At 73.0% G+C, this 18,740-nt stretch carries 21 protein-coding genes, 1 pseudogene and 1 riboswitch; of the genes and pseudogenes, 9 read left to right on the forward strand and 13 right to left on the reverse strand.

The features are described 5' to 3' along the window. Positions 1-4 precede the first annotated feature (4 nt). Positions 5-841, forward strand: a complete 837-nt coding sequence (locus ACFVHV_RS26145; RefSeq protein ID WP_380353929.1) for a helix-turn-helix domain-containing protein — start codon at positions 5-7, stop codon at positions 839-841. Between the two features lie 48 nt (positions 842-889). On the opposite strand, the gene ACFVHV_RS26150 is transcribed toward ACFVHV_RS26145, so the two are convergent. Next, positions 890-1,813: a LysR family transcriptional regulator gene (locus ACFVHV_RS26150; protein ID WP_380353932.1), complete on the reverse strand. Its 924-nt coding sequence runs from the start codon at positions 1,811-1,813 to the stop codon at positions 890-892. A gap of 129 nt (positions 1,814-1,942) precedes the next feature. On the opposite strand from ACFVHV_RS26150, the gene ACFVHV_RS26155 reads away from it, so the two are divergent. After that, a complete protein-coding gene (locus ACFVHV_RS26155; protein WP_359905153.1) occupies positions 1,943-2,329 on the forward strand; it encodes a VOC family protein in 387 nt (128 codons plus the stop codon). 91 nt (positions 2,330-2,420) lie between these two features. Here the strand turns inward: ACFVHV_RS26155 and ACFVHV_RS26160 are convergent, their stop codons facing one another. Further along, positions 2,421-2,858, reverse strand: a complete 438-nt coding sequence (locus ACFVHV_RS26160; protein ID WP_359905155.1) for an SRPBCC domain-containing protein — start codon at positions 2,856-2,858, stop codon at positions 2,421-2,423. 164 nt (positions 2,859-3,022) lie between these two features. Then, positions 3,023-3,511 carry a DUF5994 family protein gene (locus ACFVHV_RS26165; protein WP_359905158.1) on the reverse strand — a complete coding sequence of 163 codons (489 nt, stop codon included), beginning with the start codon at positions 3,509-3,511 and terminating at the stop codon, positions 3,023-3,025. A gap of 277 nt (positions 3,512-3,788) precedes the next feature. Between ACFVHV_RS26165 and ACFVHV_RS26170 the strand changes: the two genes are divergently transcribed. After that, the gene (locus tag ACFVHV_RS26170) at positions 3,789-4,214 is read left to right on the forward strand and encodes a CBS domain-containing protein (protein WP_359905161.1); all 426 of its coding nucleotides are present in this window, start codon (positions 3,789-3,791) and stop codon (positions 4,212-4,214) included. Positions 4,215-4,229: 15 nt separating this feature from the next. On the opposite strand, the gene ACFVHV_RS26175 is transcribed toward ACFVHV_RS26170, so the two are convergent. Beyond that, positions 4,230-5,030, reverse strand: coding sequence for a helix-turn-helix transcriptional regulator (locus tag ACFVHV_RS26175; RefSeq protein WP_380353937.1), 801 nt, complete (start codon positions 5,028-5,030; stop codon positions 4,230-4,232). A 113-nt stretch (positions 5,031-5,143) separates the two neighbouring features. On the opposite strand from ACFVHV_RS26175, the gene ACFVHV_RS26180 reads away from it, so the two are divergent. From ACFVHV_RS26180 to ACFVHV_RS26190, 3 genes are read left to right on the forward strand one after another with little or no spacing between them, the layout of a single operon-like run. Beyond that, positions 5,144-5,500, forward strand: a complete 357-nt coding sequence (locus ACFVHV_RS26180; protein ID WP_380353939.1) for a VOC family protein — start codon at positions 5,144-5,146, stop codon at positions 5,498-5,500. Between the two features lie 17 nt (positions 5,501-5,517). Continuing rightward, a complete protein-coding gene (locus ACFVHV_RS26185; protein ID WP_380353942.1) occupies positions 5,518-5,964 on the forward strand; it encodes an SRPBCC family protein in 447 nt (148 codons plus the stop codon). Then, on the forward strand, positions 5,961-6,380 hold the full coding sequence (locus ACFVHV_RS26190) for a nuclear transport factor 2 family protein (RefSeq protein WP_359905173.1): 420 nt from the start codon (positions 5,961-5,963) through the stop codon (positions 6,378-6,380). Before ACFVHV_RS26185 ends, ACFVHV_RS26190 begins: the two co-directional genes overlap by 4 nt. Before the next feature lie 66 nt (positions 6,381-6,446). On the opposite strand, the gene thiC is transcribed toward ACFVHV_RS26190, so the two are convergent. Continuing rightward, positions 6,447-8,261, reverse strand: coding sequence for a phosphomethylpyrimidine synthase ThiC (gene thiC / locus ACFVHV_RS26195; RefSeq protein WP_380353943.1), 1,815 nt, complete (start codon positions 8,259-8,261; stop codon positions 6,447-6,449). Then, a riboswitch (TPP riboswitch) is annotated at positions 8,256-8,390 on the reverse strand. (Overlaps the previous gene by 6 nt.) 221 nt (positions 8,391-8,611) lie before the next feature. Further along, positions 8,612-8,812 (reverse strand): DUF5326 family protein, encoded by a 201-nt coding sequence (locus ACFVHV_RS26200; protein WP_049653234.1) that lies wholly within the window; start codon positions 8,810-8,812, stop codon positions 8,612-8,614. 278 nt (positions 8,813-9,090) lie between these two features. Between ACFVHV_RS26200 and ACFVHV_RS26205 the strand changes: the two genes are divergently transcribed. Further along, the gene (locus ACFVHV_RS26205) at positions 9,091-10,362 is read left to right on the forward strand and encodes a hypothetical protein (RefSeq protein WP_380353946.1); all 1,272 of its coding nucleotides are present in this window, start codon (positions 9,091-9,093) and stop codon (positions 10,360-10,362) included. A 93-nt stretch (positions 10,363-10,455) separates the two neighbouring features. Here ACFVHV_RS26205 and tenA read toward each other — a convergent pair whose 3' ends face one another. Continuing rightward, a complete protein-coding gene (tenA, locus tag ACFVHV_RS26210) occupies positions 10,456-11,127 on the reverse strand; it encodes a thiaminase II (RefSeq protein WP_359905181.1) in 672 nt (223 codons plus the stop codon). Between the two features lie 26 nt (positions 11,128-11,153). Continuing rightward, positions 11,154-11,471 carry a cupin domain-containing protein gene (locus ACFVHV_RS26215; RefSeq protein ID WP_359905184.1) on the reverse strand — a complete coding sequence of 106 codons (318 nt, stop codon included), beginning with the start codon at positions 11,469-11,471 and terminating at the stop codon, positions 11,154-11,156. Between the two features lie 120 nt (positions 11,472-11,591). Here ACFVHV_RS26215 and ACFVHV_RS26220 point away from each other — a divergent pair, with 120 nt between their 5' ends. Continuing rightward, the gene (locus ACFVHV_RS26220) at positions 11,592-11,972 is read left to right on the forward strand and encodes a phage holin family protein (RefSeq protein ID WP_359905187.1); all 381 of its coding nucleotides are present in this window, start codon (positions 11,592-11,594) and stop codon (positions 11,970-11,972) included. Positions 11,973-12,074: 102 nt separating this feature from the next. On the opposite strand, the gene ACFVHV_RS26225 is transcribed toward ACFVHV_RS26220, so the two are convergent. Further along, a complete protein-coding gene (locus ACFVHV_RS26225; RefSeq protein WP_359905190.1) occupies positions 12,075-12,500 on the reverse strand; it encodes an SsgA family sporulation/cell division regulator in 426 nt (141 codons plus the stop codon). Positions 12,501-12,696: 196 nt separating this feature from the next. Then, positions 12,697-13,596: a helix-turn-helix domain-containing protein gene (locus ACFVHV_RS26230; RefSeq protein WP_359905193.1), complete on the reverse strand. Its 900-nt coding sequence runs from the start codon at positions 13,594-13,596 to the stop codon at positions 12,697-12,699. 238 nt (positions 13,597-13,834) lie between these two features. Here ACFVHV_RS26230 and ACFVHV_RS26235 point away from each other — a divergent pair, with 238 nt between their 5' ends. Then, positions 13,835-14,407, forward strand: a complete 573-nt coding sequence (locus tag ACFVHV_RS26235) for an NUDIX domain-containing protein (RefSeq protein WP_359905196.1) — start codon at positions 13,835-13,837, stop codon at positions 14,405-14,407. Here the strand turns inward: ACFVHV_RS26235 and ACFVHV_RS26240 are convergent, their stop codons facing one another. The 3 genes and pseudogenes from ACFVHV_RS26240 to ACFVHV_RS26250 all read right to left on the reverse strand — a co-directional run bounded on the left by ACFVHV_RS26240 (position 14,408) and on the right by ACFVHV_RS26250 (position 18,729). Then, positions 14,408-16,411 (reverse strand): globin domain-containing protein, encoded by a 2,004-nt coding sequence (locus ACFVHV_RS26240; RefSeq protein WP_380353970.1) that lies wholly within the window; start codon positions 16,409-16,411, stop codon positions 14,408-14,410. After that, positions 16,406-17,761: pseudogene (locus ACFVHV_RS26245) on the reverse strand (dihydrolipoamide acetyltransferase family protein); the annotation flags it as partial. The pseudogene ACFVHV_RS26245 and the gene ACFVHV_RS26240, both read right to left, overlap by 6 nt. Next, positions 17,761-18,729: an alpha-ketoacid dehydrogenase subunit beta gene (locus ACFVHV_RS26250; RefSeq protein ID WP_359905247.1), complete on the reverse strand. Its 969-nt coding sequence runs from the start codon at positions 18,727-18,729 to the stop codon at positions 17,761-17,763. The pseudogene ACFVHV_RS26245 and the gene ACFVHV_RS26250, both read right to left, overlap by 1 nt. Positions 18,730-18,740 lie beyond the last annotated feature (11 nt).

Raw genomic sequence — 18,740 nt, forward strand, 5'->3', positions numbered from 1 at the left:
CCACATGGGCACACCACTGGGGGACTTCATCCGCGCCAAGCGCGACAGCATCCAGCCGGAGACGCTGGGCCTGCCCGACCACGGCCGCCGCCGCTCGCCCGGCCTGCGCCGCTCCGACCTGGCCGTCCGGGCCGGAATCAGCGTCGAGTACCTGACCCGGCTGGAGCAGGGCCGCGACCGCAACCCCTCCACCGCCGTGGTCAACGCGCTCGCCGACGCCCTCAGTCTCGACCCCGCCGAACGCAACCACATCCGCTACCTCACCAAGATCACCGGCGGCGCGTGCACCGGCCACGCCAGACCCGCCCCCGCCCCGCGCGAGCTGCGCCCCACCGTCCGCGAGACCCTGCGCCTGCTCGAACCGGGCATCGCCGCCGTCACCAACCGCCTCGGCGACGTCCTCGCCCACACCAGCGGCTACGCGGCCGTCCTCGGCGCGGCCGGACTGCTCGACGCCCCGGCCCCGAACCTCACCCGCTACGTCTTCACCGACCCGCGCGCCCGCACCCTGTTCGCCGACTGGGACGACATCGCCGACGAACAGGCCTTCGACATCTGGCTCGGGCCCTCGGTCGAGTCCGCCGAATGGCTCAGCACCGAACTCGCCCCGCTCGCCGGCCCCGAGTTCACCCGCCGGATCGGCAACCACCTCGTCCCCCGCCGGGGCCCGCTCCGCCTCCGCCACCCGTCCGGCCCCGAACTCCGGCTCCAGCGCGAGACCCTGGACCTCACCGACGACGCCCAGCAGCTCCTCGTCCTGCTCCCCGCCGACGACGACACCGCCGCCCACCTCGACCGCCTGCTCGCCCCGGAGCGGCCCCGGCTGCGCGCGATCTCCTGAAACCCCCACCGGCCACCCCGCCGGCACCGGTCACTCCGCCTGCCGCGGTCACTCCGCCGGCACGCACAACGGCGCCGCCCGGTCGGCCGACTCCGCGACGGCGTCCGTGGCCGCCCGGACGAAGGCGCGGACCCGGGCGGTGGTGTTGCTCTCCAGCCAGACCGGGCCGCGCTCGATCGGGGGCGCGTCGTGGATCGGCACGTACGCGACGTCCGGGCGCGGGTAGTAGCGGCGGGAGTGTTCGCCGACCGGGAGGACGCCGCGGCCCATCGCGACCAGGCTGAGCATCTCGGAGAAGGTGCCGCCGGACGGCCCCTTGGGCACCGGGCGGCCGGACGGGGTCCGGCCGGGGGTGCGGTCGCGCTTGAAGCCCGCCGAGGTGACCTCCGGGTACTGCACCACCGGATGGTCCGCGAGCACCTCCAGCGACACCGACCGCTCGCCGGCCAAGGGGTGCCCGGCCGCCACCGCCAGGACCCGCCGCTCGGTCAGCAGCACCGGCCCGCGGGCCATGCCGTCGAACGGGTAGGAGGCGATCAGGACGTCGATCGAACCGTCCACCAGGCTCGCCCGGGAGTTGGAGAGCTGCACCTCCCGCACGTCCACCCGGCAGTCCGGGTGCCGCTCGCCGAACAGCGCGACCGCCTTGAGCAGCACCGGCGCCGTCCACTCGCCGAGGAACGCCACCCGCAGCTCCCCGGTGACGCCCCGGTTCGCGTCCTCCGCCCGGCGCAGCGCCGCCTCCATCGCCGCCACCACCGGGACCAGGTCGTCCGCCAACTGCCGCCCCACCGGGGTGAGTCGGACCGACCGGCTGGTGCGGTCGAACAACTGCCCGCCGATCCGGCGCTCCAGCTTCTTCACCACCTGGCTGACCCGCCCGGTGGTCAGGTGCAGCCGCTCCGCGGTCCGGCCGAAGTGCAGCTCCCCGGCGAGCGCGAGGAAGACCTCGATCTCCAACCGCTCCAGCATCCCGCCCCGCCCCTCGATCGTTGAATCCGGCTCAACGATCCTACGGCGATCGCGCATTGATCACCCGCGCGGCCGAGAGGATCGTTGAACCCGTCCCCGACAGCCCCACCCGAGCGGAGCCGATCACCCATGCGCGTCGTAGCCTTCGACCACCTGGTCCTCAACGTCGCCGACGTCGAGCGTTCGCTGGCCTTCTACGCCGGCCTCCTGGGCCTGGAGCCCGTCCGCGTCGACGAGTGGCGCGCCGGCAAGGTGTCCTTCCCGTCGATCCGGGTCAGCGCCGAAACCATCATCGACCTGGCCCACGGCCCCCGGCACGAGTCCAACGTCGACCACTTCTGCCTCACCGTCGAGCCCCTCGACTGGCAGGAGGTCATCGACGCGGGCACCTTCACCGTCCTGGAGGGCCCCGTCCCCCGCTACGGCGCCCGCGGCACCGCCACCTCCGTCTACGTCCAGGACCCGGACGGCAACACCGTCGAGCTCCGCTGGTACCCCCAGGACGCGGCCAACTGACCGTCCGCCCCCAGCGCGGCCAACGGACCGCGCCCCCGCCCCGGGCCCACGGGGGTGGCCCGGGGCGGGCACGCCGGAAGCGCCGCGCCCGTCAGTTCCGGCCGGCGAGGTGCTCGACCAGCCGGTCGAAACTGGAGTTGAGCCCCGCCTCGGCCTCCGGGCCGCGGAACATCTCCGGCACCCCGGTCTGGTGCAGCACCACCCGGGTGCCGCCCCCGTCGAGCCCGGTGAAGGTGAGGGTGGAGCGCATGCCCGAGCCCTCCTCCACCATCGCGAAGAACTCGCCGACCCGGATCTCGGTGATCTCGGCCTTCAGCGGGTACCGGTCGCCGGTCGCGTCGATCACCATGGTGCTGTCGTAGCGACCGCCCTCCTTCGCCTCGACGGTCACGGTCTCCAGCGGCACGTGGGTGCCGACCGGACCCCAGAAGCGGACGAACTGCTCCGGCTCGAAGTACGCCTCGAACGCGGCGGCCGGGGCGCCCGGCAGCTCGCGGGTGATGGTCAGCTCGCCCAGGTTCTCGGTCATCTCGGGATCTCCTCCGTGGTCACGTCCGTCGCTTGCACAGGGGTAGACCCCGGGCGTCCCGGAAGCTCATCGCTCCCCGCGAAGATTCTTCGACGACTTCATCCCACCGGTGTTCTCCATCGACGACTTCTCCCACCGGTGTTCTCCATCGATGGAGAACGGCTTCAGCCGTGAACCCGGCCGGGCGCGACGACGACCACCGGCCGGCCGAGCAGCAGCTCCGCCGCCGGGGTGTGGTTCCCCGTCGCGGAGGCTCCGGCCATCGCCGAGGCGGCCGTCGTCTCGTCGGTGCCGGGCGGCACCACCAGCAGGAGGAAGTGGTCCTGGAGGCCCCGGGTGACGCTGATCGTCCCGTCGCTGCCGGCGAACCAGTTGATCCTGACCATCAGGCCGTTCGCAGCGACGGACCGGGGCACACCGTCCCAGGCCTCGGTGTCGAGGCCGACCCGCAGGATGCGCCCGAAGTGGGCGCCGAGCGCGGTGATCAGGTCCGGCAGTTCGGCGAGGACCTCGTTCGAACGCGGCCACCAGGCCCCGTCGAAGACACCCTCCCGCGACATCGTCGGCTCCAGCTCCAAGCGCGGCAGCAGCGGGGCACCGGGCACCGTCCACGGCCCGGGGGAGGAAGGAATGGGAAGGGGGATCGGCATCATCTGAGGCCGCCCGTCCGGTCCACGAGGGACCCGTCATGACCCAGGGCGACGTCGACGCTGATGCCGGTGTCCGAAATGTCCTCGGTTGCTCCCCACGCTACTCCGCCGTAGCCTCCGCCGGGCCGACCACCGCAGGAGTAGCCTCGGAGACATCCAGGGCATCACGTATCCCGGTCCCCGTTCCGGCTTCGTTCTGGGTGCAGGACAGCCCGGCAGACCCCGCCCCGGCGGGCGGCCGGAGACGGGAACGGTGAACGCCGTGACCACTCACTCGCCCGTGACCACTCACTCGCCCCAGCCCGCCCGGCCCGGCCACGGCCTCACGGTCGCCGACGCCATGGAACCCTGCGACTACCAGATAGCCGACGACAGCACCGTCGACCGGGCCGACGACATCCTCCGCGGCGCCCACCTGGACTACCTCCTCGTGCGCGGCCACGACGGCCGGTGCGAAGGGCTGGTCACCCGCACCGGACTCCACCCGTTCCTCACCCGCTCCTGGTACACCGAGCGGACCGCCATCAGCGCCACCACCCACCAGCGCGGCCCGTTCGCCTGGCCGACCATGGGCCTGACCCTGGCCGCGATCGCCATGCGGATCAAGCACCTGGCGGTCTGGCCCGTCGTCGACGAGGACGGCTACATCCTCGGCGTGCTCACCGCGGACCGCACCACCGACCTGCTCGCCGCCGAGCCCGCGTGACCCACGGCGGCATGTTCATCGGCCCGTCGGCTCATGGCGGGCGCGAACCGGGGCAAGCAGCCGACGCAGCACCGTCGGTGTGTGTCCCACGTGCTCGCGGACGATGCGGGTCAGGTGCGCCTGGTCGGCGAAGCCGAGCTGTGCTGCCAGGGCGGCGAGGCTGGGTTCGCCCTCGGCGATCCGGTCCATGGCCCGGGTGACGCGCACGCGGTTGCGGTAGCGGGTCAGCGAGACGCCCGTCTCCCTGGAGAACACCCGGCTCAGTCGGTAGGGCGACACCTCCAGCAGCGCGGCCAGTGCGCAGAGCCCTCCGGCCTCCGGGGCCTCTTCGATGATCGCCCCGCGCGCCGCGGCGGCCAGCGCCCGGTCGGCCGGCCGGGAGCGGAAGGTCGGCTCACCGGCCACGGCCGCGACGAGGCGGAGCAGTTCCTCCGCCAGCGCGTAGTCGATGTCGCCGGTGGCCGCGGCGGCCACCAGACGGCGGTGGGCGAGATCGACGCGCGCGTCGACATACACCGTCGTCGCGGCGGGCGGGCGCCCGAGGAGGGAGGGTTCGAAGCTGACCGACGTGCAGACGTCGCCGCCGGCCGGATGGGCGAAGCGCTCCTGTTCGCCGGGCGCGCCCAAGTAGGCCGTGGTCCGGTCCAGATCGATGTCGGCGCCGTCGGCCGACCGTCGGAACCTGCCGCGTCGCACCAGCACCAGGCGGTGGTCGTCGCGGGTCTCCGGCTGCGACCACCGGGCGTGGTCGGAGCGGCACCCCACCACGGCCACGGTGAACTCCGGCCGGGCGGCGAGGGTCGATGCGGACAGCATGCCGCGAACGGTATCCGCCGGGTACGACAGAACGGCCCGCAAGGATCTTCAAGACCTTCGGCGCCATTGCCCCGGATGCTGGGGCTCACGTGATGACACGAAGGGAGCCATCCATGGCCGTTCACGCGGAACTCACCGCGATCACCATCGACTGCGCCGATCCCCGGGCCCTCGCCGAGTTCTACCGCAAGGTCACCGGCTGGGACCTCGGGCAGGGCGACGACGACTTCGTCCAACTCGGCAGGGGGCCGGTCCGGTTGGCCTTCCAGCGGGTCGTCGGCTACCGGGGGCCCGGCTGGCCCGACGCCGCGAAGCACGCCCACCTCGACTTCACGGTGGCCGATCCCGAGACCACGGTGAAGGAGCTGCTCTCGGCGGGGGCGACCAAGCCGGAGTTCCAGCCCGGCGAAGGCGAGTGGACCGTTCTCGCCGACCCCGAGGGCCACCTGTTCTGCATCGCTTCGGCCTGACGAGGAGTCGATCACCCATGGCCTCGATCCACAAGGAAATCGTCATCGATGCCCGCCCCGAGGCGGTGTGGTCGGTGCTCAGCGACTACGGCGCGGTGCACGAGCGGCTGGCGCCCGGGTTCGTCACCGACACCCGGCTGAGCTCGGACACGCGCACCATCACCTTCGCCGACGGCACGATCGTGTTCGAACGGCTCGTCGACCTCGACCACGAGGCGATGCGGGTCGCCTACACGGTCGTCGGCGGCAGCCTCCATCCGTCCCACCACCACGCGTCCATGCAGGCCCTTCCGGAGGCCGGCGGCCGGACGAGATTCGTGTGGCACACCGATGTCCTGCCCGACGCGCTGGCCGCACCGATCGCCGAGTCCGTCGAGCACGGTTCGGCGGTGATCCGCCGCACGCTGGAGGCCGCTTCATCGGCCGCGCCCGGACCGGCACCCGTCCCGACCGAACCCCGGTGAGCAGCCACGACATCGTCCGGGCCGCCTGGAAGGCGTTCGCCGGCCACGACGCCGACCAGATCTCCGCGGTCTTCACCGAGGACGCCGAGTGGCTGGCACCTCCGGGAAACGCGACGGCCACCGCGCTGGACCGCCCCAGTCACATGGTCGGCAGGGAAATGATCACGCGTTTCCTCGCCGAGGACTTCTCCCGCCTGTTCGTCAGGGACGTCGACGTCACCTTCCACGGTTTCCACGCCGACGGCGAGCGCGTGATCGTGGAGGAGACCATGACCGCGACGCTCGCCAACGGCAATCACTACGCCAATGACTACTGCCTGGTCTTCGAACTCCGTGACGGGCTGATCCACCGCGTCCGTGAGTACATGGACACCGCGCGCGGACACCGCATGGTCTTCGGCGACGCCGAGAAGTAGCCGAGGACGGCGAGGACGGCGAAGCGCCGCCCCGAGGTGATCGGGGCGGCGCTCAGGCGTCCCGGGTCAGTCGACCAGGGGCAGGTAGACCTTGTTGCCCTGGGCCGCGAACTCGGCGGACTTCTCGGCCATGCCCGCCAGGGCCTCGGCGTCGAACTCGGTGTCCACGGCGGTGGAACCGTCGCCGTGCTCGTCGCGGATCTTCTGGGAGATCTTCATCGAGCAGAACTTCGGGCCGCACATCGAGCAGAAGTGCGCGGTCTTGGCGGGCTCGGCGGGGAGGGTCTCGTCGTGGAAGGCGCGGGCGGTCTCCGGGTCGAGGGCCAGGTTGAACTGGTCCTCCCAGCGGAACTCGAAGCGGGCGTCGGAGAGGGCGTCGTCCCAGGCCTGGGCGCCGGGGTGGCCCTTGGCCAGGTCGGCGGCGTGGGCGGCGATCTTGTAGGTGATCACACCGGTCTTGACGTCGTCCCGGTTGGGCAGGCCCAGGTGCTCCTTGGGGGTCACGTAGCAGAGCATCGCGGTGCCCCACCAGGCGATCATCGCCGCGCCGATGCCCGAGGTGATGTGGTCGTAGCCGGGGGCGACGTCCGTGGTCAGCGGGCCGAGGGTGTAGAACGGCGCCTCGTCGCAGATCTCCTTCTGGAGATCCATGTTCTCCTTGATCTTGTTCATCGGGACGTGGCCCGGGCCCTCGATCATCACCTGGACGTCGTGCTCGCGGGCGATCCGGCCGAGCTCGCCGAGGGTCTTCAGCTCGGCGAACTGCGCCTCGTCGTTGGCGTCCGCGATCGAGCCCGGGCGCAGGCCGTCGCCGAGCGAGAAGGTGACGTCGTAGGAGGCCAGGATGGAGCAGAGTTCCTCGAAGTTGGTGTAGAGGAAGTTCTCCTGGTGGTGGGCCAGACACCAGGCCGCCATGATCGAGCCGCCGCGCGAGACGATGCCGGTCTTGCGGCGCGCGGTGAGCGGGACGTAGCGCAGCAGCACGCCGGCGTGGACGGTCATGTAGTCGACGCCCTGCTCGCACTGCTCGACGATCGTGTCCCGGTAGACCTCCCAGCTCAGCTCCTCGGCCCTGCCGTCCACCTTCTCCAGGGCCTGGTACAGCGGCACGGTGCCGATCGGCACCGGGGAGTTGCGCAGGATCCACTCGCGGGTGGTGTGGATGTTGCGGCCGGTGGAGAGGTCCATGACGGTGTCCGCTCCCCAGCGGGTGGCCCAGGTCATCTTCTCCACCTCCTCCTCGATCGAGGAGGTGACGGCGGAGTTGCCGATGTTGGCGTTGATCTTCACCAGGAAGTTGGTGCCGATGACGGCCGGCTCCACCTCCGGGTGGTTCACGTTGACCGGGATGACGGCCCGGCCGCGGGCCACCTCGGCGCGCACGTACTCCGGCGCCAGGCCCTCGCGCAGCGCCACGAACTCCATCTCCGGCGTCACCACACCCCGCTTGGCGTAGGCGAGTTGGGTGACGGCGGCGCCACCGCGACCGCGCAGCGGGCGACGCGGCCGGCCCGGGAAGACGGCGTCCAGGTTGCGCAGGTTCCCGCCGCGCGGCGAGGTGTGCTTGATCCCGTCGTCCTCGGGGCGCGGCTCGCGGCCGTCGTACTCCTCGACGTCGCCGCGCTGGCGGATCCAGGCGTCCCGCAGGGCGGGCAGGCCGCGCCGCACATCGGGCTCGAAGGACGGGTCGGTGTACGGGCCGGAGGTGTCGTACAGCGGGACGGACCCGCCGTTGGAGAGCCGCACCTCGCGGTACGGAACGCGCAGGTCGGGACGCGACCCCTCGCGGTAGGACTTGCGCCAGGCCGGGGTCGGGTAGCCGGTGCGCTCGCTGCTGGGGGCGCCCTGGGCAGACTGCGGCTGTGCTTCGAACGTGGTCATCTGACCTCTACTCCCTACGCCGGCATTACCCGGTCAGGTTCCTGCGGTCGACGCAGCCGTCGGTCCGTCCGTCGACGTCCCGGTCAGCGTCCTCTCAGCCCGGTGCTCCGAGCTCCCGCGTCGCAGGCGGTGTTGCCTGCACACGACGCCCAACACCGTAGCGAGCCGATCGCCGCAGGTCCAGAGCGCCCCACCCCGCCCGGTCGGCCGCGCCGGCACGACCGATGTCGTCGTCGACCTCTTCGGCTACTACCGCAACCAGTAGCCGATCGGATACCGGAGAACGGCCGAGGCCCGGTCCCCCCTCTCGTGGGGGGCCGGGCCTCAGGGCGGCGTTACGGGGTGGTGGGTCAGCTCTTGGCGGCCTTCTTCACCAGGACCACCACGGCGGCGGCGATGCCGACCACCACCAGCAGCTTGATCACGATCGAGAGCAGGGCGCCGACGACGCCGAACACGAAGGCGACGATGTTCCAGGCCAGCACCAGGACCAGCACCGGGATGACGATGTTGCGCACCCAGGAGGGCAGCGACTTCCAGAGCTCAGCCATGTCGGTTCCTCTTCTCCCCTCGGGTCGGCCGCCGTCCGGTGCCGCATCCCGCTTGCTTTCGGTACTTCGATCGTACGGTGGCGCGAGTGCCGGAACGAGGCCCAACGGCCCGGAGAGAACCCCGAGATCACCCCGAGCCCGACCCCCCGGGTGACCCCCGAGAATTCGTCCGGCGGCGTACAACCCCCGGCGTTCCCAAGCGTCCAACCAGTGCCGGAAGAACGCCCGTCCGGTGCCATCGACCAGGGGGGAACCTGATCATGCGGGCCAGAACAGCCGTGTCCACAGCCGCTCTCGCGGCGCTCAACCTGACCGTGGCGGCGCTCGCCGCGGTCCCGGCGACCGCGGCACCGGCGGCCGTGACCGCTGCCGCCGACGTGACCGCACCGGCCGGGTTCGTCGGGATGTCCCCGACCCGGATCCTGGACACCCGCTCCTACGACCAGACCCCGTCGCACGACCACTTCGGACCGCTCAAGGAAGGCGAGTACTACAGCACCCCGGTGTCGCAGCGCTGCGGCAGCCACCCGCCGATGTACTGCGGCTCCGCCGTGCCGACCGACGCCACGGCCGTGGTGGTCAACCTCACCGTGACCGACCCGACCGCCGACGGCTTCGTCACGCTCGCCGCCAAGGCCGGCCCGGCCGGCACCAAGCCCGCCACCTCCAGCATCAACTTCAAGGCCGGCCAGACCATCTCCAACCTGGTCACGATCGCGGTCGGTCCGGTCGGCCGGGGCGCCCCGTGGATCAACGTCTACAACAACGCGGGCACCGCCCATGTCGTGCTCGACGTGGTCGGGTACTACCGGACCGCGGCGCCCGACAAGTACGGCCCGCTGACCCCGACCCGGATCGCCGACAGCCGCAGCGACGGCACCGGGCGGCTCGGCGGCGACGCGGTGCGCAGCTACCAGGTCGCCCGCCCCGAGCTGGGGACCGCGGACGCCACCTCGGTGGTCCTCAACGTCACCACCACGGACGGCTCCTGGGACAGTTTCCTGACCGCGTACCCGAGCGGGACGCAGCGGCCCGCCTACGGCTCGAACGTCAACTTCCCGGTGGGATCGACGGTCGCGAACCAGGTCGTGGTGCCGGTCGGCGCGGACGGGCGGATCGACGTCTACAACCGCGCCGGCTGGGTGCACGTGATCGTCGACGTCGTCGGCTACTACGGGCCGTCCGGAAGGGGCCTGTTCAGCGCGCTCACGACGCCGGTCCGCAACCTCGACACCCGGATCACCGGCGGCAAGCTCCAGCAGGGGGCGACCACGGCCGTCCAGGCCGTGCCCGCGGACGGCTCCGTCCCGAACGTGCTGGGTGTCGAGGCCAACGTCACGATCACCGACGTCACCGACTCCGGCCACCTCACGGTGTTCCCGGGCGGGGGCCTGCCGCCGAACACCTCCACCGTGAACGTCGAACCCGGGCAGACCGTCGCCAACTCGGTGACCACCGGGGTCACCGGCGGGGGCACCTACTCGGTCTTCAACCACGGCGGCCCGGTGAACGTCGTCGCCGACCTGACCGGCTACTTCGTCACCGGCTGACCCGGCACCGCCCGTCGTCCCGGCAGCGCCCGCCCGTCGTCCGTACGGCACCTGGACGGCGGGCGGACGACCGGCGGACGCACCCGCGCGGCTTCAGACCGGCCAGCGCTCTCCGCGCCAGGCCGCGTCCCAGAACATCCACTCGTAGCGCGAGGTGGTCACGAAGTGCTCGACCACCTTGCGGCGCTCGGCCGCGGACAGCTCCTCACCGAGCCGGTCGGTGAGCGCCAGCACCCGGCGGACCACCGACTGGAAGGCCTCGTCGCCGTAGGTGGCGATCCACTTGCTGTACAGCGGGTCGGGCGAGCCCTGGGCGAGCAGCGCCTCGCCGACCCGGGCGTAGATCCAGTAGCAGGGCAGCACCGCGCCGACCGCCTCGGCGAAGGAGCCGCCGTAGACGGTGGCCAGCAGGTAGCTGGTGTAGGCCCGGGTGGTGGGCAGCACGGGCTCGGCGGCGGCCTCCTCGGCGCTGCCGCCGAAGGCGGTCAGGAACTCGGCGTGCATGCCCTGCTCGGCGGCGAGCGCGCCGACCGCGTCGTCGGCGAAGGCCCGGACGTCCTGCTCGCCGGGCGCCTTGGCGGCGCAGACGGCGAGCGCGCGGGCGTAGTCGCGCAGGTAGTGCGAGTCCTGGACGACGAAGTGGCGGAAGGCCGCGCGCGGCAGGGTGCCGTCGGTGAGCCCGGCCAGGAAGGGGTGGGCGAGGATCTCGGCGTACACCGGCTCGATGGCCGCCCAGAGTTCTTCGGTCAGCGTCTTGGTGCTCATGACGCCGACCCTAACCGGCGGGGCGCTCAGTCCTCCGGCGGGGAGAACACCACCAGGACGCGCAGCTCCTCGGTGATGTGGTGGAACCGGTGCGGGGTGCCGGCCGGCACGTACACCACGGTGCCGCGGCCGACCGTGGCGGTCTCGGCGCCGACGGTCAGCTCGGCCCGGCCGCTGATCACCTGGTAGATCTCGTCCTGGTCGTGCGCGGTCTGGGTGTCGGTGTCGCCGGGGGCGAGCGCGTACAGCCCGGCGGACATCCGCGGTTCGCGCAGGAACCGCAGGTACGCACCGTCGTTGGCCGCCCGTTCGGCGTCCAGTCCGTCCAGCCGGAAGAGCTTCACCGCCGCCGTCCTCCCTCGTTCTCGGGCCCGTCCGTCCACCTCCCGGACCAGGGGCATTCAACACCACCCCGCCGTCCGGTGGTTCCGCCGGGACGGGGGTACCTGTCAGGCTTGGGCGGCATGAAGGGTTTCGTCATCAAGACACTGATCAACGCGGCGGCCATCTGGGTCGCCGCCTGGATCGTCAGCGGCATCCAACTCGCCGAGGGCAACGCGGACTGGCAGCACAAGGCGCTGACGGTGCTCGGCGTCGCCGTCGTGTTCGGCGTGGTGAACTGGCTGATCAAGCCGGTGGTCAAGCTGTTCTCGCTCCCCCTGTTCATCCTCACGCTGGGTCTGATCACCTTCGTGATCAACGCCCTGATGCTCCTGCTCACCTCCTGGGCCTCCGGGAAGCTGAGCCTGGACTTCCACGTGACCAACTTCGTTTCCGCGCTGGTCGGTTCGCTGATCATCAGCCTGGTCTCGTGGGGCCTGCACCTGGCCCTGGACGACGACTGACCGGCGCCGCGCGGACAGCCGAAAGGGGCCCGCACCCGGGTGTTCCACCGGGTACGGGCCCCTTCGCCGTTCTCGCCGCGCGGCCTGTCGGCGCCGGACCGCTCACCCCGCGTTCTCGCGCCCCTTGAGCAGGTCGGCGAGCTGGGCGTCGATGTCCCGCCCGGTGAACTCCTGTCCCATCGGCACCAGCCGGTCGGTGCGCGCCAGGAAGGCGATCAGCGGCGCGGACGAGGCGCACAGCAGGGCGTCGCCGTCGGGGGAGCGCAGCACGATGCGGACCTCCGAGAGCTCGTCGCCGACCGGGCGGATGTGCACGTCGCCCTCGCCCGCCGGCCCGCTGATCCCGTCGAGCAGCAGCTCCCGCGCGAAGTACCAGGTGACCGGGGCGTCTCCGGGGAGGTGGAAGGTGAGCCGGACGGCGTACGGATCGTCGGCCTCGTACGCCAGGTCCACCGGGAGGCGGAAGGAGAGCTCGTGCGAGACCACGAGGTTCATCACCAGGTGACCCTGGACTGTGCTGTGCTGCATGGCGCCAGTACCTCTCGTTCTGCCCGCGCCGTCGGTCTGCTGGCCCGATGGCGGCCGGACATGTTTTCGACGGTTTTTGTGACGGTTTATGCAACCAATCCACGTTCGATCATCATCGTCCCGTTTGGGGATGTAGCGGACAAGGTGTGCTTTTTCAAATGGTGAACGAGCCGGAGCTGGTCCAGACCAAGTGGTGTCAGGAGATGAACGCCGGGCTCATCGCCCCCACCCCGCGCCGCAGTTGGCGGGCGGCGGGCCCCAGCCGGTCGGCCTGGTCGACCGGGAGCGACAGGGCCATGGTGGCGACCACCGGGCCTATGGTGATCGGGACGGCCGCGCAGACCGTGCCGAGCACGTACTCCTGCCGCTCCAGCACGGGCATGGTCGGCCGCAGCGAGGCGAGCCGGCGCAGCACCGCGCTCTCACCGGTGAGGGTGGACGGGGTGAGCCCGGCCGGCGGGTGGCGGGCGAGGTGGTCACGGCGTTCCTCCTCGGGCAGTTGGCCGAGCAGGCACTGGCCGATGGCGTGCGCGTGGGCGGTGGCCCGGAAGTCCGCCCAGGGCTCGACGGCGGGCCGGCTCGGGCCCTCGACCACCTCCACCACGTGGACCTCGCCGTCCCGGTAGAGCGCGAAGTAGACGGCGGCGCCGAGTTCGTCCCGCAGGGACTGCATCCGCGTCCGCAGGTCGGGATCGCCGGGCCGCGCGCCGGGGCGGGCTATGCCGTCGAGCGCCTCCCCGTGGAAGAAGCGCCCCTCGGAGCGCCGCAGGTAGCCCTCGTGGGCCAGGGTCCGCAGCAGGTGGTAGGCGGTGCCGAGGGGCAGTCCGGCGGCCCGGGCCAGCTGCTTGGCGGTCGCGCCGTGCCGGAAGCCGCCGACCGCCTCCAGCAGCCGCAGCGCCCGCTGGACGGAGCCGATCAGGGTGGGCCCGCGGTCCGCGGCCGCCCGCCGCGACCCGGCCGCCCCGGACTCCCGCGCGATCCTGGGCTCCCGGGCGGTCCCGAACGGCCGCGTCCGCTCGGACGGCTGCGACTTCCCGCAGGACTGTGCCTTCCCGAGCGGCTGCGTCTTCCCGGAAGGCCGTGCGATCCGATCCATGCCACCCAACCCCCAGCCCGAGTCCCTCGTACAGGTCCGTGCCCAGAACGGGCATGCGGAGCGAAACCTCCGATTTGCCCGATAGCTGCTCATTGCAGCACAGCGGGGCCCCGAACGGATGCACCCGACCGGGTCGGCGTTTCGACCCGTTCCCGGTGTGTTTCGCCCTGTTCCCCGGGTTTCGCCCCCGCCCCGGCGCGGGAGAATCCCGCACAACGCGCCAGTCCCGGAGGTGGCCATGGGCCCCGAGAACCGCACTCCGCCGCCACCGCGCCCCGTCGTGAAGCGCACCGCGCGGGCGATCCTGCTGGAGCTCGACCCGGACGATCCGTACGGCCCGGCGTCGATCGTGCTGATCCGGCGGGTCCGGCCGGACTCGCCGCACCCGTACTGGATCACCCCCGGCGGCGGGGTCGAGCGCGAGGACCGGACGGTGGTCGAGGCGCTGCACCGCGAGGTGGACGAGGAGCTCGGCGGCAAGGTCGTGGACGTGGTGCCCGCCTTCGTCGACACCATCAGCCACACCATGCCCCAGCCACCGGCCGGGGGTGCCGCCGTCGACGACGGCACCCTGCCGCACCCGCACGGGGTCAAGGTGCAGCACTTCTTCGTCTGCCGGCTCGCCTCGATGGACCTCAGCCGGCGGCACGGGCCCGAAGTGACCGACCCCAACGGCGAGTACGAGGTGGTCCGGCTGCCGTTCACCCGCGAGGGCGTCACCTCGGTCAACGTGGTCCCGCCCCGGCTGCGGGCGTACCTGGCGGCCAACATCGAGGGCATCCGCGCGCTCCTCGCACCCGACCTCGGGTGATCAACCCGCGGTCGGGTCGCCGACCGGGTCGTGCCGGATCCGCTCGGCCGGCACCCCGGCCCGCAGCAGTGCCCCGACGCCCGTGCGCACCATCGCGGCCGGCCCGCTGAGCACCGCCTCGCGCCCGGTCCACGGGCCGAACCGGCTCACCACCTCGGGCAGTTCGCCGGTCAGCGGCCCGCCGGGCAGCGGACCCCCGGGCAGCAGGACACCCGCCGGGGCGCCACCGGACAGCACCGGACGGATCGTCAGCCACCGGTTCCGCGCGGCCAGTTCGCGCAGCTCGCCCAGCGCGTACAGCTCCTCGGCCCGGCGGGCCCCGTAGAACACCTCGACCCGGCGGCCGGGCACGCCGTGCTCGACCGCCTCCTCGACCAGGGCGCGGATCGGCGCGATGCCGGTGCCCCCGCCGAGGCAGAGCAGGTCCGGTCCCGCCGCGTGGTCGACGGTCATCGAGCCGGCCGCCGGACCGAGCCGCAGCACGTCCCCGGGCGCGGCCCGGTGGACCAGCGCGTTGCTCACCCAGCCCGCCTGGACGGCCTTGACGTGGAAGGTCAGCAGCCCGTCCGGACGGGGCGCCCCGGCGAAGGAGTACTGCCGCCAGACCCTCGGCCACCAGGGCGTCTCCAGGGCGGCGTACTGCCCGGCCCGGAACGGGTACGCCTGGTCCGGGCGGACGGTGATCGCCGCGACGTCCCGGGTGCGGCGCTCGTGCCGGACGATCTCGCCCTGCCACCAGGGCGGCGAGGTCCGGGCGTCCTCCTCGGCGGCCTCGATCACGGCCGAGGAGATCATCCGGTAGGCGCGGCGCCAGGCCGATTCGGCCTCGGCGTCCCAGTGGCCGCCCGCGTACCGGGCCAGCGTCGCCACCAGGCACTCCTCCACCGCGGCGTCGTACCCGGTCAGCGTGCCGTACCGACGGTGGTCTCGGCCGAGCCCGGTCAGCGTGGCGCGCAGGGCCACCGGCTGGTCGATCTCGCGCACGACGGCCAGCAGGGTGCGGAACAGCCGGTCGCGATGGACGTCCATGGCGGCGGGGAAGGAGGGGCGGAGCTCGGGGTGGCGCAGGAAGAGCAGCGCGAAGAAGTGCGCGGTGGCCCGGTCGGCGTCCGGCCCGACGGCGGCGAGGCCGGCCCGGACCAGCGCGACCTCCCGGCCGGTGAGCGGCGGTCGGCCGGCGGTCCCGTCCTGACCCGCAGCGGGAAGGCCGACGGCGGGGAGCCCGGCAGCGGGGAGCGCGACGGCGGGCGGTGCGGCCGGGAGCTGCCCGACGGGGGTCCGCACGCCCCAGGCCTCGGTCCACCGGTCGCCCGGCCCGGCCCAGTTGAGGCCGGGCGCGTCGGCGAACAGCGGGCGGAAGGAGGTGGGGTCCGGAGCGAGGACGGCGCCGGTGGCGGGCGCGGCGCCGGAACCGGAAGCGGGGCCGGGGCCGGTGGCGGGGCCGGTGGCGGGGGCGGGGGCGGGGGCGGGCACGGCCGGCGGGTGCGGCGGCCGGGCCGGGATCACCGGCCGGACGGGCTCCAGCAGCGACACCGGCGGCAGCACCGCCGTCGGCGCCTCCGCCGCCGGCAGGGGCGGCAGGTCCAGCGGGTCCAGCGGGTCCAGCGGCGTCGACGGCCGGACGGCCACCTCCCGCACCACCTCCCGCGCCGGGGCCCGCCCGGGCGCGCCCGTCGGCAGGCCCGGGACGGAGGCGGCCCCCGCCGAGCCGTGTCCGGTGCGGACCAGGACTGTCCCGCGGGACTTCACCGCTACGTTTCGAGTACCCAAGAGAATCGTTTCGCCTCCGGCCGGCTGCGCCACCACTCGGCTTGTCCCTACTGGCGCCAGGGCAGCGTGGCACGGCCGGAGCGCTCCTCCGACGAATCGCGCGAAGCCCGGACATCCGGGCCGGGGACGCGCTACTCTCCCCGGTCCGCGGTGGCGCGGGGGGGCCCCCCGCCCCCCCCGGGCGACCCATAACCCCCCGAAGGGGGGCCCGGGTTCCATCGGTGGCCGGAGCATCCCCGGCTGCTCCACGCAGTCGGCGACGAACCGCAGGAAGCCGCCCGCCGTCCCGCCGTCGCAGACCCGGTGGTCGAAGGTGAACGACAGCTGGGTCACCTCGCGCACCGCCAACTCCCCCTGGTGGACCCAGGGTTTGGCCACGATCCGGCCGACCCCGAGCATCGCCGCCTCCGGGTGGTTGAGGATCGGGGTGGAACCGTCCACGCCGAACACCCCGTAGTTGTTCAACGTGAAGGTCCCGCCGGTCAGTTCGGCCGGGGTGAGCTCACTGCCGCGCGCAGCCTCGGTCAACCGGGCCAGTTCCTCGCCGAGTTGTTCGGTGCTGCGGTTCTGCGCGTCCCGGACCACCGGGACGACCAGCCCGCGCTCGCCCTGCGCGGCGAAGCCCAGGTGCACCGCCGAATGCCGGACGATGCCCGAACCGTCCTCGGTCACCGAGGAGTTGAGCTCCGGGAAGCGCGCCAGCGCGACGGTGCAGATCCGCGCCAGCAGCGCCAGCACGCTCACCTTCGGCCCCGGCGTGGCGTTCAACTGCCTTCGCAGCGCCATGAGTTCGGTGGCATCCGCATCCACCCAGCAGGTCGCCGCCGGGATCTCCCGGTGGCTGCGGCTCAGCTTCTCGGCCACCGCCTTGCGCAGTCCGCGCAGCGGGACCACACCGTCCCGCACGGCCGGCCCGGCGGGCGCCGGAGCGGCCACCCTGGCCGCGACCGCCCGTTCGACGTCCGCACGCATGATCAGTCCGTCCGGCCCGCTCCCGGCGAGCGCGGTCAGGTCGACCCCCTGCTCCCGGGCCAGCCGCCGCACCAGCGGCGAGATCACCGGCACCACCGCGGGCCCGGTCGGCACCGCCGGAGCCCGCACGGCCACCGCACCCGCCGGCGCACCGGCCGCAGCACCAGCACCAGCACCAGCAGCGGCACCGCCACCGGCCACGACCGGGGCCGGCACCGCGGCCGGCCCCCCGACCCGGCGCCGGCGCCCGCCCCGGCCCGGCTCGGCGACGCCGTACCCGACCAGCGGCCGCTCCACCTCGGAGGCCGCGGGAGCGGCGACGACGCCCGGCTCATCCGGAGCCTGCGGACCGCTCCCCGACGACGACGGCCCCACCGCGACCGTCACCAGCGGCGCGCCCACGGCGATCTCCTCGCCCACCTCGCCGTACCGCGCGGTGACCACCCCGCCGTACGGACAGGGCACCTCCACCACGGCCTTGGCGGTCTCCACCTCCACCACCGGCTGGTCGACGGCGATCACCTCGCCGACCTCGACCATCCAGCGCACCACCTCCGCCCCGGTGAGACCCTCACCGAGGTCGGGCAGCCGGAACTCGCGCACGACGGGCATCATCCTCGGTCCTCCCACTGGAGCCGGGCGACCGCGTCCAGGATCCGGTCCACCCCGGGCAGGTGGTGGTGCTCCAGCATCGGCGGCGGGTACGGGATGTCGAAGCCGGTGACCCGCAGCACGGGCGCGGCCAGGTGGTGGAAGCAGCGCTCGGTGACCCGGGCGGCGATCTCCGCGCCGGTGCCGCCGAAGCCGCTCGCCTCGTGCACCACCACGGCCCGGCCGAGCGAGCGCACCACCCGGCAGACCGTCTCGTCGTCGAAGGGCACCAGGGTGCGCAGGTCCAGCACCGCGAGGTCCCAGCCCTCGGCCTTCGCCGTCTCGGCCGCCTCCAGGCAGACCGGCAGCGAGGGGCCGTAGGTGATCAGCACGGCGGAGGTGCCGGTGCGCCGCAGCACCGCCCGGCCGATCGGTTCGACCGGCGTCGCCGGGTCGAAGTCGGCCCTGCCCCAGTAGAGCCGCTTGGGCTCCAGGAAGACCACCGGGTCGTCGGAGGCGATCGAGGCGCGCAGCAGCCCGTACGCGTCGGCCACCGTTCCCGGCGTGACCACGTGCAGGCCGGGGGTGCTGGTGTAGTACGCCTCGGAGGCGTCGCTGTGGTGCTCGACGCCGCCGATGCCGCCGCCGTACGGGATGCGGACGGTGATCGGCAGCGGCATCCTGCCGGCCGTGCGGTTGCGCATCTTGGCGACGTGCGAGAACAGCTGCTCCAGCGCCGGGTAGGCGAAGGCGTCGAACTGCATCTCGACGACCGGGCGCAGCCCGTACATCGCCATGCCGATCGCGGTGCCGAGGATGCCGGCCTCGGCCAGCGGGGTGTCCAGGCAGCGCTCCGGGCCGAACTCGGCGGTGAGCCCGTCGGTGATCCGGAAGACGCCGCCGAGCGCGCCGACGTCCTCGCCGAGCACGTGCACCGCCGGGTCCTCGCGCATGGCGTCCCGCAGCGCGGAGTTGAGCGCCTGGGCCATGCTCGACGGGC

Origin of the sequence: Kitasatospora sp. NPDC127116 (genome assembly GCF_042677365.1) — a bacterium.
Taxonomy (GTDB): domain Bacteria; phylum Actinomycetota; class Actinomycetes; order Streptomycetales; family Streptomycetaceae; genus Kitasatospora; species Kitasatospora lactacystinica.